Raw genomic sequence first — 12,411 nt, 5'->3', positions numbered from 1 at the left:
CTTATTCCTTCACGTTCGCAGCAGCCAAAGCCACTGGCGCTGCGCTGTCCATCGGGACGATCTGCGGCGCCACCGGTGCGCCGGGACGCACGCGCTGGAGACCGTTGACGACGATTTTTTCGCCCGGTTTCACGCCGCTGCGCACCACGCGCAGGCCGTCGACCACCGGGCCCAGGATCACCGGACGGTATTCGGCCTTGCCGTCGGCGCCGACCACGAACACGAACTTGCGGCTCTGGTCCGTGCCCACTGCCCGCTCGTTGATGACGACCGCCTTGCGGCTGTCTGCTGCCCCCAGCTGGACGCGGGCGAACAGGCCGGGCACCAGCGCCCCATCCTTGTTGTCGAAGGCGGCGCGCATGCGCACGCTGCCGGTACGGGTATCGAGCTGGTTGTCGACGAATTCGAGTTTTCCTTCATGCGGGAAGCCCTCTTCGTTGGCGAGACCGACGCGCACCGCCACCGGCGCGCCGTCCCGCGCCTTGGCGCCGACGCGCAGATAGGTGTCCTCGTCGCCGTCGAAGCTGGCGTAGATGCGCTCGAGCGAGACGACCGAGGTCAGCACCGCGGTGGCGTCGACCAGGTTGCCGATCGTGATCTCGGCTTTCGAGACGCGGCCGTCGATCGGCGACACGATGCGGGTATAGGCGAGGTTGAGGCGCGCCGCTTCGTACTGGGCCTGGGCGGCGCCGGCATTGGCTTCGAGTTCCTTCTGGCTGGCGGCGGCTTCGTCGAACTCGCGGCGGGCGATGGCTTTATCGGCCATCAGACTCTCGGCGCGCGCCAGTTCACGTTTGGCGAGATCGGCCTTGGCACGGGCCGATGCGGCGGCGGCCTGGGCACGCGTGGCTTCGGCCTGGTAGGGACGCGGGTCGACCACGAACAGCACGTCGCCCTTTTTCACCTCGCTGCCCGGCTTGAAGTTGACAGCGGTGATGAAACCGCTGACGCGCGGACGGATCTCGACCCGTTCGATCGCTTCCAGGCGGCCGGAGAATTCCTGGGTCTCGGCGATCGGCTTTTCCAGCACGATGGCGGCCGAGACCGGCGGCGCGCCTGGCGCCGCCGGCGCGGCAGTCTTGCCGGTCGCGTTGTCGCAGCCGGCGAGCGAGAGCCCGATCAGGCCGACCGCTGCCAATGCAGCGATCAGCGGCTTGGCCGCGCTTGAAAGTTGTGTCAGGTTTCTCATGTTGACCCCTTTTTCTTGTGAGAATGTTAAAAAGATGGCGACACCCGTCCCGCCCATGACGCATCACAGGAAAAAGCGGGCCCCGCCGCGCCGGGTGGCGCGGTTGTCCAGTTCAGTGAATGTGGAAAATCAGGAAAGGTGCTGACTCAGGCTGGAGGAGCCCCCTGCTCCTCGAGACTTGCGATGAAGTCGGCAATTTCGACCAGCGCCGATTGTTCGCAGGCGCATTCGTTACGGTCGTCCGCCATTTGCGGGGCGGGCAGCATGCGGCGCACCGTGGTCGGCACGCCGAAGCTGGCAAGTTTTGCGCCGTAGGCTTCGGCCTCGTCGCGCAATGGGTCGTCGTCGGCCGAGAGGATCAAGGCGGGCGGCAAATTCTTGAGGCGGCTCGATTGCAGCGGAGACGCGTACGGGTGGGTACGGTCGGCCGCGTTCGGCAGGTAGCCGCGGTAGGCGGCGGCGCAACTGTCGGCCAGCCTGGCTTTGTCGGCACACTGCGGCATTTCGCGCATCGAGCAGGTCGACAGGCCCGGGTCGAGCATCGGCATCAACAGGATCTGGCCGGCCAGTTTCGGTGCGCCTCGGTCGCGCGACATCAGGGCGCAGACGGCGGCGAGATTGGCGCCGGCCTCGATGCCGGCCACCAGCAGATGCTTGCCGTTCCAGCCAAGTTTGGTCTTGTTCTTTTTGGCCCACAGCAGCACGGCATGGGCATCCTCGACGGCGGCCGGGAAGGGGCGCACGGTGGCCAGCGTGTAATTCGACGCCAGGATCACCGGGGTATGGCTGACGCCGGCCAGGTGGCGCAGGAAGCCGTCGGCATCATCGAGGTCGCCGGCAACGAAGCCGCCGCCGTGGAAGAAGACGACCAGGGTATCGCGCCTGGTCTTGGCGGGGCCGGCGGCGTACAGGCGCGCCTTCAAAGGGCCTTGTTCTCCGCTTACTTCCAGTTCGCGCACCCGGACCTCGTCCGCGATGGCGTTCGCCACATCGAGACGGTTGTTCATGGCGTCACCTCCGGCGAAACGGCGGCCAGGGTCGGGTTCTCGTTGCAGAGGGAATGCGACATCACGGTCGACAATGCATGCATGCCACGCGCTTCGGCACCGGCCGCCTGCGCATAAGCGCCGCTGCCAACGACACTCGCCATCGCCACGGTGCTGATCGCCAGTGCGACCGTTGCCACGATGCTGTCCCGCGTTCCCCGAATGTTCCGAATGTTCATTCTGCTGCTCCGATTTGCCACGTCATTGATGCTCCAGTACGGACACTATAGACATCATCTACAATCTGATAAAGATGGCATTTGCGAATCCATTGTTCGGATTTCGCGAACAATAAGCTTAAGAATGGATTAAAGAGGCGGTATATGAACAAGCTGCAGGCGATGGAAGTGTTCGTCCAGGTGGTCGATACCGGCAGTTTTACGCGCGCCGCGCAGGTGCTCGACCTGCCGAAGGCGAGCGTCTCGACCCTGGTGCAGGCCCTGGAAGCCTCGCTCTCGGCCAAGCTGCTGCACCGGACGACGCGCATGGTCACCGTCACCTCCGACGGCGCCGCCTACTATGAACGCTGCGTGCGCATCCTGTCCGACGTGCGCGAAGCCGAGGAGTCGCTGTCGCGCATGCGCATCAATCCGAGCGGCCGGCTGCGCGTGGACACGCCGACCGGACTGTCGAGCGAGATCCTGGTGCCTGCGCTCCCCTCGTTTTTCGAGCGCTACCCCGACATCACGCTGGAGCTGGGCAGCACCGACCGGCCGATCGACCTGGTCGAGGAAGGCGTCGACTGCGCCGTGCGCGGCGGGCCCCTGTTGGACACGAGCCTGATTGCGCGGCGGGTCGGCATCATCAACTTCGTCACCGCCGCCTCCCCCGCCTACCTGGCGCGCTACGGCATGCCGCAGCATCCGAACGATCTCGTCCGCCACCGCTGCGTCAACTATTTTTCGGCCAAGACGGGTAAAGTCTACGACTGGGATTTCAACCGCGACGGCGAGCGGATCGAGGTGCCGATGCCGGGCGTGATCGCCCTGAACGATTCGAACACCTATGTGCAGGCGGGCCTGGCGGGCCTGGGCATCGTGCAGATGACCGATTACCTCCTGATGCGCCACGTCGAGGAAGGACGCATGGTGCAGGTGTTGCCGGACTGGGTCAGCGATGCGCTGCCGGTGCACATCGTCTACCCCCAGAACCGCCACATGTCGGCCAAGGTGCGCGTGTTCGTGGAATGGGTGTCCGAGGTGTTCGCGAATCACCCGCAGATGCGCCTCGGCGCGCAGCCGGCAGTCGCGCCGGCGGCCGGCCTTGCCGCCTGATTTCGCGGCCGTAACGGGTGTAGAATCTTCGCATAACAATTCGGCCGGAGACGCCCATGGACCAGACCGCACAGTCGCACAACACGCGCAACATCGACGCCCTGCTCGCCCAGTACAGCGAGAGCCATCGCAATCCGACCAACGAACTGATTCACTTCGTCTGCGTGCCGGTGATCGTCTTCTCTCTGCTCGGCATCCTGTGGGCGCTGCACCCGGTCGTCGCCCTGGCCGCCGTGGCCGGCGCGATGTGGTATTACCTGCAGCTGTCGAAGCCGTTCGCGGTCGGCATGCTGGCGATGTCTATCCTGATGCTGGCGATCCTGGCCGCGATGCCGCCGATGACGGTACTGCCGCTGTCGATCGCCGTCTTCGTCGTCGCCTGGATCGGCCAGTTCATCGGCCACAAGATCGAGGGCAAGAAACCGTCGTTTCTCGAGGACCTGCGCTTCCTGCTGGTCGGGCCGCTGTTCGTGCTGGGCTTCCTGTACCGGCGCCTGAATCTCGCCTATTGAATCTGGCCTACTGAGTCGGTTCGCCGCAACGACGTGTGCGGCGCGGCCCGCCTTCCAGTAGTAAGCTTTCGAAAACGCAGTGCGTTTCCCGGAGGCCGTCATGAAAGCTGTTTCCCTCTTCATCATCGCGGCCCTGCTGGCCGGCTGCGCCAGCACGCCGCAGTCGGGCAATGTCTACCGCGCCTACCAGACCCAGAACGAGCAAGTCGTGCGCACCGGCACGGTCGAGTCGGTGCGCAATGTCGTCATCGTCAATCCGGAGTCGGGCGTCGGTACGATGGGCGGCGCGGCGCTGGGCGGTCTGGCCGGCTCCCAGGCCGGCCGTGGCAATGGCTCGGCGGCGATGGGCATCGTCGGGGCCATTGCAGGCGGACTGATCGGCCAGCGGGTCGAGGCGGGCGCCAACAACCGTCCCGGCTTCGAAATCACCGTCAAACTCGACAGCGGCGAGCTGCGCGCCGTCACCCAGGCCGCCGACGAATTGTTCCGCCCCGGCGAGCGGGTGCGCCTGCTGAGCAATGGCTACATGACGCGTGTGACGCACTGAGCGCGTCTTCCGGTTGATGCGGCCTCGCCACAAGGGGGCGCCAGCCCCGCCGTGCGCCCGTGTTTTTCCAACTTGTAGACGGCAGGAAATGGGGAAAGCACGTATACTTCCGCGATGCCTTCTTCCGCCCTGTTTACCATTGCCTCGCTCATCTGGGGCTCGACCTTCTTTGCCATTACCTTGCAGCTGGGCGAGGTCCCGCCGGCGGTGTCCGTGGTCTACCGCTTCGCGCTGGCATCGAGCGTACTGTTCGCCATCTGCATCGGCCGCGGTGTCAAACTGCAGCTGCCCTGGCGCACCCAGAAGTGGCTGATGCTGCAAGGCATGGCGACCTTCGGCCTGTCGTACATCTGCACCTACCAGGCCGAGGAAGTCGTGGTCTCGGGCCTGGTGGCCGTGCTGTTCGCGCTGATGGTGTTCTGGACGCCGGTGCTGGGCCGCGTGTTCTACGGCACCCCGATCGCGGCGCGCACCTGGGGCGCGGGCGCGGTCGCCACCGGCGGCGTGGCCCTGCTTTTTTATCATTCGATCGGCGCCGCCTGGCGCGACGTGCAGGCGGGCGGCAGCGGGCATTTCCTGCTGGGCGTCATCCTGGCCCTGGTCGCGACGATTGCCAGCTCGGCCGGCAGCATCGTCGTCGGCAAGGTGCGCGAACAGTCGGGCAACGTGATGCTGACCACCGCCTGGTCGATGTTCTGGGGAACGGCGCTGGTGGCCGTCTACGTCCTGCTGACCGGCCAGCGCTTCGTGTTGCCGCCGACCCTTTCGTATACCCTGGGCCTGTTATACCTGTCGATCTTCGGCTCGGTGATCGCCTTCCTCGCCTATTTCACCCTGATCAACCGCATCGGGCCGCAGAAAGCCGTCTACATCGGCGTCATCACGCCGGTGCTGTCGGTGCTGCTGTCCATCCAACTCGAACATTACCGTCCCGGTCCCGTCGAATTCCTGGGCATGCTGCTGTGCCTGGGCAGCGTGGCCTGGGCCCTGCTCGCACCCGCAGCCAAACCCGTGCACACCGTTACTTTGAACAACGCAACCGAAATCCAATGACCGCTGCCACCCATTTTTCCGTCCGTCCCGCCGAACCTGCCGACGTCACCCACATCCACTCGATGATCGTCGAGCTGGCCGTGTTCGAGAAACTCGAGCACATGGTCGTCGCCACCGAAGAGCTGCTGCACGACGGCCTGTTCGGCTCCCGTCCGGCCTGCGAAGCGATCGTCGGCGAGGAAAACGGCGAAGTTGTCGCCTTTGCCCTGTTCTTCCACAACTTCTCGACCTTCCTCACCAAGAAGGGCCTGTACCTCGAAGACCTGTACGTGCGCCAATCGCACCGCGGCAAGGGTTACGGCACCGCACTGCTGTCGAAGCTGGCCCAGCTCGCCGTGGAGCGCAACTGCGGCCGCTTCGAGTGGTCGGTGCTGGACTGGAACGAGCCGGCCATCGGCTTCTACCAGACGATGGGCGCCGAGATCCTGCCGGAATGGCGCATCTGCCGCGTCACCGGCGAGGCGCTCGATCACCTGGCGCGCCGCGCGGATTGATCAACCAAATCGCCCGGCAATAAAAAGCCCACGGGACCGGGAGGTGCCGTGGGCGAACCCATTGAGTCAATGGGGAGGGGAGACTGGAAATCAACGATTTCACTATAGCCGCGTGAGATCGCCGGGAGCCGTTGTTCTTACAATTGCTTACCTCTCTTACGGATTGTCTGATACCTATAATTACCGAGCTGGAGATGGGCGAATTGACCCTGCTCAAGGTTCGGTAAGCGCTGTTGCACGATTGAGTGAACACAAATGCAAGGAATGGGTGTCCCCGACAATGTGTTCTTCGCACAAGGGGACCCTATGAAACCAAGTCTGAAACCGATTACCGCGCGGCTCTACAAGGCGTGGCTACGCTCCCGCCTGGACAATTACAAGCGCAGCCTGGAACACATCGCCGCCCAGCGCGAGAACGATTTCCATGCGGAGCGGATACTGCACCGGGCTGTGTCGGCGACGCGGTCGAAGCTGCAGTCGCTGTGACGATGTCGCGCAGGCGACAGGCATCCGCCCGCGCCGAACGGTTTTATCAAGCTGGACGGCCGCTCGTTCCGCCCGCTACCGCGCAACTGCCTTAAAACCCCGCCGGCAATTCCACATCCCGCGCCCGCATCACGCCGCCATTCACGACCGCCTGGCAGGGATTGAACCCGATCGCGTACGCCAGCTCGGCCGGCCGCTTGATGTCCCACAGCGCAAAATCGGCCCGCTTGCCCACTTCCAGCGTGCCGACCTGGTCCTGCAGGCCCAGCGCGCGCGCCGCGTTCACCGTGGCGCCCTGCAGGGCCTCGCGCGGCGTCAGGCGCCACAAGGTGCAGGCCATGTTCATCGCCAGCAGCAGCGAGCTCATTGGCGAGGTGCCGGGGTTGCAGTCGGAGGCGACCGCCAGCGGCACGCCGGCTTCGCGCAGGGCGGCAATCGGCGGCGCCTGCGTCTCGCGCAGGAAATACCAGGCGCCGGGCAGCAGCACGGCAACGGTGCCGGCAGCGGCCATGGCGGCGACGCCGGCCGGCGTCACGTGTTCCAGGTGATCGGCCGACAGGCCGCGGTAGCGCGCCACCAGTTCGGCGCCGCGCTGGTCCGATAACTGTTCGGCATGGAGTTTCACCGACAGCCCGAGCTTGCGAGCGGCGGCGAACACGCGTTCGGTCTGGTCATAACTGAAACCGATGCGCTCGCAGAAGGCGTCGACGGCGTCGACCAGGTTTTCTTTCACCAGCAGCGGCAGCATGCGTTCGGTGACTTCGGCGATGTAGTCGTCGGGACGGTCAATAAACTCCGGCGGCAGCGCATGCGCACCGAGGAAGGTGGTGCGCACCTTCACCGGCAGCAGTTCGCCGATACGGCGCGCGGCGCGCAGCAGATTCGCTTCGCCCTGCAGGTTCAGCCCGTAGCCGGATTTGATTTCGAGTGTGGTGACGCCTTCGGCCAGCAGTTGCGAGACGCGCGGCGCGCTTTCGCGCAGCAGGTCGACCACGCTCGCGGCACGGGTGGCGCGCACGGTCGACATGATGCCGCCGCCATTTCTCGCGATGTCTTCGTAGCTGGCACCTTCCAGGCGCGCCTCCCACTCGTCGCTGCGGTTGCCGGCGTGGACGATGTGGGTGTGGCAGTCGACCAGGCCGGGCGTGAGCCAGGCGCCGTCGCAGTCGTGGATGACGGCGGCACGGGGCGCCTCGCGGCGCGGGCCCAGCCAGGCGATGCGGCCGTGGTGCACGGCGATCGCGCCATCCCTGACTTCGCCGAAGCCCTCGACCATCGTGGCCAGGTTCACGTTCGCAAACACCGCGTCATAGCGCGGCCCGTGGCGCTCACTCATCTTCGTATTCCTCGTCCTCGTTGTAATAGAAAATGTCGACAATGAAGATCACCGCCTGGTTCGCCTCGATCGACCAGATGGTTCCCGGGTCGAACAGCACGGCGTCGTAGCGCACCATGTTGATGCGCTCGGCGTCGCTGGCGATTTCCAGGGTATCGCCCTCGGCCAGGAACAGCAGGGTCAGGTCGGCGCGCGCGACGAAACGCGATTTGCCGGCCAGGCGGCGGCGGCCGAACTGGTGATAGCAGCGCTCGCTGCGGGTCATGACGTTGAAGTCGGTGGTCGGGCCGCGATTGAGCTTGGCGTTGACTTCCGAATCGCCGTCGAAGGCGAGCACCGGGCCGCTCTCGCAGATGATCACGCGTTCGCTGCCGTCGATATCGAGCGTCATGCCGTGGCCGTCGACCAGCGCTAGCGTGCGGTCGACGCCGGGGAAGCGAGAAAAGGGACCGTCTTCCGCGATCGTGGCGAGGCTGACCCGCCAGTCGAAGTCGTCGAAGCCGGCCTCGGGCGGGCCGATCGCGATCGTGGTGGTGCTGCCGCCGCCGTTCTTCCACGGGACTGCCGACAGGCCGGCAAACGGAATCAGGATATTCATGCTCATGCCTCGCTCATGCTTATACTTCGCGCAATCGTTGGATGGCTTGCCGGTAGCGGCGCCCGATCGCTTCCTGCGCCATGTGGCGCCCGCCCTGCACCACCCAGCGGCCGCCGGCCAGCACGTCGCGCACCAGGTTGTCGTTACCGCAGAATACCAGACGGCCGAGCACATCGGACTCGCACACGCCATCCAGGTTCGGATGGGAGCAATCGAGCACCAGCAGGTCGGCGCGCCGCCCCTGCGCCAACGCCCCGACCGGCCGCCCGGCCGCCTGGGCGCCGCCACCGAGTGCATCCTGCCACAGGTTCAATGCCACGTCGCGCCGCGCTGGCGTGGCGGCGACATTGCGGCGCTGGTGCACCAGGCGCTGGCCGTACTCGAGCCAGCGCAGTTCTTCGACCGGGCTCTGCGACACGTGGCTGTCGCTGCCGATACCCCAGCGCCCGCCCGCCGCCAGGTATTCGCCGAGCGGGAACAAGCCATCGCCCAGGTTGGCTTCGGTCGTCGGGCACAGGCCGGCAACGGCGCCGCTGGCGGCCAGCTGCGCCAGCTCCCCCTCGTTCAGGTGGGTCGCATGCACCAGGCACCAGCGCGCGTCGACGGCGAGCTGGTTGAACAAGTATTCGACCGGACGCTGCCTGCAGAAGTCCAGGCTTTGCCGGACTTCCGCCTGCTGCTCGGCGATGTGGATGTGCAGCGGGCGTTCGCGCGGCAGCGCAGCCGCCAGCGCCCGGATTTGTTCGATGCCGGCCGCGCGCAGCGAATGCGGCGCCGCGCCGACTTCCAGTTGGCCGCCGCGCAGCGGCTCCAGGGCTTCGACAATGCGCAGCACGGTATCGACATCCGTTTGAAAACGCTTCTGCTCCGGTTTCAGGGGCTGTTCGCCGAAGCCGCTGTGGCTGTACAGGACCGGCAGCATGGTCAGCCCGATGCCGGCCTGCTGGCCGGCGGCCGCGACGCGTTCGGCCATCTCGGCGGGCCGCGCGTACATGTCTCCTGCCGGATCGCGCTGGATATAGTGAAATTCGCACAGCGCCGTGTAGCCATGGCGCAGGCATTCGGAGAACAGCTGGGCCGCGATGGCTTCCACCTGCTCGGGCGTGATGTGGGCGGCGAAGCGGTACATCAGCTCGCGCCAGGTCCAGAAACTGTCGGGTCCATCTCCCGCCTTTTCGGTCAGGCCGCCCAGCGCCCTTTGAAACGCGTGCGAATGCAGGTTGACCATGCCCGGCACCACGTAATCGGCGCGCGGCACGCCGATCGGCGGACGGGCACCGGGCTGCACCCGTGTCAGGTCGCCGCGCGCATCCCATTCGATCAGCACGTCGCCCTGCCAGCCATCCGGCAGCAGCGCGTGGCGCGCGAACAGGGCGTTCATGTGTGCACCCAGGCCAACGCTGCGCCAATCATGTCCTTCAGGAGCGGCTGGACCTCGGCCGCGACTTCAGGCCGGTAGGCGAAGGGGGGCGTTTCGTCCATATATAAACACTGGCACATCTCGAGCTGGATCGCGTGGACGCCCTCCTTCGGCTGGCCATAGAAGCGGGTAATGTGGCCGCCCTTGAAACGGCCGTTCACCGCGATGCTGAAGCGGTCCTGGGCACGTGCCACCTTGAGGACGGCATTTTCCAGACCCGGATCGCAGGATTTACCCTCGGCAGTCCCGAAATTCAGGTCTGGCAGCCGGCCCTCGAAGAAACGCGGCACGTGCGAGGCGATCGAATGCGCATCCCACAGCACCACCCGTCCGTGCAGCGCCAGCAGGCGCCCCAGCTCGGCGCGCAGCTGGGTGTGGTAGGGCTGCCAGTAACGCTCCAGGCGCCGCGCCACCTCGGCCTGATCCGGCACGCGCCCCTCCTGGTACAGGCTTTCGCGCCCGAAGGTATCGACCGGGCAGAGACCGGTCGTATCCAGGCCCGGATACAAGTTCGTATTCTCGGGCGGCCGGTTCAGGTCGATGACATAGCGCGACCAGCGGGCACTCAAGGTCGAGATGCCGAGGCGGTCCGCAAATGCGTAGAGTTCGGCCAGGTGCCAGTCGGTGTCCGCTTTCGCCAGCGCGCAGGGCGCCATGTGCGCGGCCACCTCGTCGGGAATGTCGGTGCCCACGTGGGGCATCGAGAGCAGCATCGGCGCGTCGCCTGTCTTGAACCGGAAATCCATTACGACTCCTGTTGAAATTAGTTTACAGGGACCTCGAGAAACCGTAGCGAGCGGAAGTAGGTTTGGTCGAGAAGCACAGCTGTACGAATGTACAGCGAGCATCGCAGACCGAACCTACGACGCGCAGTAGGTTTATCGAGGTTCCTATGGGTGCAGTACTGCGAACAACTCCTTGCACGACGCCGACAGCTCGCCATCGACCACCATCTGGCGCGCCGCTTCGATGTCGGGGGCGAAGAAACGGTCGGCATCGAAAGGCGCCACGCGCTTGCGCAGCTGCGCGTGCACGTGCTCCAGGTGCCTTGACGTGGCCAGGGGCCGGTGGAATTCGATCCCCTGCCCCGCCGCCAGCAGCTCGATCCCGACAATAACCGCCGTATTGTGCGCCATCTGGTCCAGACGGCGCGCCGCGAAGGTCGCCATGCTGACATGGTCTTCCTGGTTGGCCGAGGTCGGCAGGCTGTCGACGCTGGCCGGATGAGCCAGCGATTTGTTTTCCGAGGCCAGCGCGGCCGCCGTCACGTGGGCGATCATGAAGCCGGAGTTCAGCCCCGGCTCGCGCACCAGGAAGGCCGGCAGGCCGGACAAATTCGCGTCGATCAGCAGCGCGATGCGGCGTTCGGCCAGGGCGCCGATTTCGGCAATGGCCAGCGCCAGCGTGTCGGCGGCAAAGGCGACCGGCTCGGCATGGAAGTTACCGCCGGAGAGGATGTCGCCATCCTCGGGGAATAACAAGGGATTGTCGGTGACGGCATTCGCCTCGATCAGCAGGGTGCGGCTGGCATTCGCCACCAGGTCCATCACCGCGCCCATCACCTGCGGCTGGCAGCGCAGGCTGTACGGGTCCTGCACGCGCTCGTCGCCGACCAGGTGCGAGGCGCGGATCGCGCTGCCCGCGACCAGCTCGCGGTAGATGGCAGCCGCGGCGATCTGCCCCGGCTGGCCGCGCACCGCGTGGATGCGGGCATCGAAGGGCGCGTCGCTGCCGCGCGCGGCGTCCACCGACAGCGCACCGGTCACCATCGCCGCTTCCACCAGGCGCTCGGCCATGAACAGGCCATGCAAAGCCAGTGCGGTCGAGACCTGCGTGCCGTTGATCAGGGCCAGGCCCTCTTTCGCGGCCAGCGTCACCGGTTCGATGCCGGCCGCCGCCAGGGCTGCGCTTGCTTCCATGACCTGGCCACGATAGCGCACCGGACCGACGCCGAGCATGGCGAGGGTCATGTGCGCCAGCGGCGCCAGGTCGCCCGAGGCACCGACCGAACCCTGGCTTGGGATGGCCGGCATCACGCCGGCGTTATACAGCGCGATCAGGGTGTCGATGATGACCGGGCGCACGCCCGAATAGCCGCGCGCCAGGCTGCCGATTTTAGTGAGCAGGATCAGCCGCACGACCGCATCCGAGATCAGTTCGCCGGTGCCGACCGCGTGCGACAGGATCAGGTTGCGCTGCAATTGCTCCAGCTGGTCGTTCGGGATGTGGGCCTTGGCCAGGATGCCGAAACCGGTGTTGATGCCGTAGGCAGGATCGCCCTTGTCGACGATGGTTTTTACCAATGCGGCCGACGCCGCGATCGGCGCCGCGGCCTCGGGCGAGAGGGCGATCGGGAAATGGCTGGCCCAGGCCGCGCGCAGGTCGGACAGCGTCAGGGCGCCGGGTTGCAGGGACCAGCCATGGTGTGCTTCGTGTTTCATGTTGACTGCCTTTTA

Annotated in this window: 14 protein-coding genes; 6 read left to right on the top strand and 8 right to left on the bottom strand. The window is 65.9% G+C overall.

Features of this window, described 5'->3' with window-relative positions:
- Nucleotide 1: 1 nt before the first annotated feature.
- From ACI48I_RS01155 to ACI48I_RS01145, 3 genes are all read right to left on the bottom strand, one after another.
- Nucleotides 2-1,189 carry an efflux RND transporter periplasmic adaptor subunit gene (locus ACI48I_RS01155; protein ID WP_498573093.1) on the bottom strand — a complete coding sequence of 396 codons (1,188 nt, stop codon included), beginning with the start codon at nucleotides 1,187-1,189 and terminating at the stop codon, nucleotides 2-4.
- A gap of 146 nt (nucleotides 1,190-1,335) precedes the next feature.
- Nucleotides 1,336-2,196: an alpha/beta hydrolase gene (locus ACI48I_RS01150; protein ID WP_498573092.1), complete on the bottom strand. Its 861-nt coding sequence runs from the start codon at nucleotides 2,194-2,196 to the stop codon at nucleotides 1,336-1,338.
- Nucleotides 2,193-2,375 (bottom strand): hypothetical protein, encoded by a 183-nt coding sequence (locus ACI48I_RS01145; RefSeq protein WP_193688253.1) that lies wholly within the window; start codon nucleotides 2,373-2,375, stop codon nucleotides 2,193-2,195. The genes ACI48I_RS01150 and ACI48I_RS01145 overlap by 4 nt, the downstream gene beginning before the upstream one ends.
- A gap of 183 nt (nucleotides 2,376-2,558) precedes the next feature.
- Between ACI48I_RS01145 and ACI48I_RS01140 the strand changes: the two genes are divergently transcribed.
- From ACI48I_RS01140 to ACI48I_RS01115, 6 genes are all read left to right on the top strand, one after another.
- Nucleotides 2,559-3,509 (top strand): LysR family transcriptional regulator, encoded by a 951-nt coding sequence (locus tag ACI48I_RS01140; protein WP_498573091.1) that lies wholly within the window; start codon nucleotides 2,559-2,561, stop codon nucleotides 3,507-3,509.
- A gap of 56 nt (nucleotides 3,510-3,565) precedes the next feature.
- A complete protein-coding gene (locus tag ACI48I_RS01135) occupies nucleotides 3,566-4,021 on the top strand; it encodes an Mpo1 family 2-hydroxy fatty acid dioxygenase (RefSeq protein ID WP_193688251.1) in 456 nt (151 codons plus the stop codon).
- 100 nt (nucleotides 4,022-4,121) lie between these two features.
- On the top strand, nucleotides 4,122-4,568 hold the full coding sequence (locus ACI48I_RS01130) for an outer membrane lipoprotein (RefSeq protein WP_498573090.1): 447 nt from the start codon (nucleotides 4,122-4,124) through the stop codon (nucleotides 4,566-4,568).
- Nucleotides 4,569-4,682: 114 nt separating this feature from the next.
- Nucleotides 4,683-5,621 carry a DMT family transporter gene (locus ACI48I_RS01125; protein WP_193688249.1) on the top strand — a complete coding sequence of 313 codons (939 nt, stop codon included), beginning with the start codon at nucleotides 4,683-4,685 and terminating at the stop codon, nucleotides 5,619-5,621.
- Nucleotides 5,618-6,115, top strand: coding sequence for a GNAT family N-acetyltransferase (locus tag ACI48I_RS01120; protein ID WP_498573089.1), 498 nt, complete (start codon nucleotides 5,618-5,620; stop codon nucleotides 6,113-6,115). Before ACI48I_RS01125 ends, ACI48I_RS01120 begins: the two co-directional genes overlap by 4 nt.
- Before the next feature lie 306 nt (nucleotides 6,116-6,421).
- Complete coding sequence (locus ACI48I_RS01115) at nucleotides 6,422-6,601, top strand: hypothetical protein (protein ID WP_498573088.1); 180 nt, start codon at nucleotides 6,422-6,424, stop codon at nucleotides 6,599-6,601.
- A 91-nt stretch (nucleotides 6,602-6,692) separates the two neighbouring features.
- Here the strand turns inward: ACI48I_RS01115 and hutI are convergent, their stop codons facing one another.
- From hutI to hutH, 5 genes are all read right to left on the bottom strand, one after another.
- Nucleotides 6,693-7,937, bottom strand: a complete 1,245-nt coding sequence (gene hutI, locus ACI48I_RS01110; protein ID WP_498573087.1) for an imidazolonepropionase — start codon at nucleotides 7,935-7,937, stop codon at nucleotides 6,693-6,695.
- Complete coding sequence (locus ACI48I_RS01105; protein ID WP_227496668.1) at nucleotides 7,930-8,541, bottom strand: HutD/Ves family protein; 612 nt, start codon at nucleotides 8,539-8,541, stop codon at nucleotides 7,930-7,932. The genes hutI and ACI48I_RS01105 overlap by 8 nt, the downstream gene beginning before the upstream one ends.
- 13 nt (nucleotides 8,542-8,554) lie before the next feature.
- Nucleotides 8,555-9,916 carry a formimidoylglutamate deiminase gene (locus tag ACI48I_RS01100; protein ID WP_498573086.1) on the bottom strand — a complete coding sequence of 454 codons (1,362 nt, stop codon included), beginning with the start codon at nucleotides 9,914-9,916 and terminating at the stop codon, nucleotides 8,555-8,557.
- Nucleotides 9,913-10,701, bottom strand: a complete 789-nt coding sequence (hutG, locus tag ACI48I_RS01095; RefSeq protein WP_498573085.1) for an N-formylglutamate deformylase — start codon at nucleotides 10,699-10,701, stop codon at nucleotides 9,913-9,915. The genes ACI48I_RS01100 and hutG overlap by 4 nt, the downstream gene beginning before the upstream one ends.
- A 144-nt stretch (nucleotides 10,702-10,845) precedes the next feature.
- The gene (gene hutH, locus ACI48I_RS01090; RefSeq protein ID WP_498573084.1) at nucleotides 10,846-12,396 is read right to left on the bottom strand and encodes a histidine ammonia-lyase; all 1,551 of its coding nucleotides are present in this window, start codon (nucleotides 12,394-12,396) and stop codon (nucleotides 10,846-10,848) included.
- Between the last annotated feature and the right edge of the window lie 15 nt (nucleotides 12,397-12,411).

This window comes from Massilia sp. LXY-5 (genome assembly GCF_059801075.1).
This window is presented reverse-complemented; position numbering and strand designations above follow the sequence as displayed.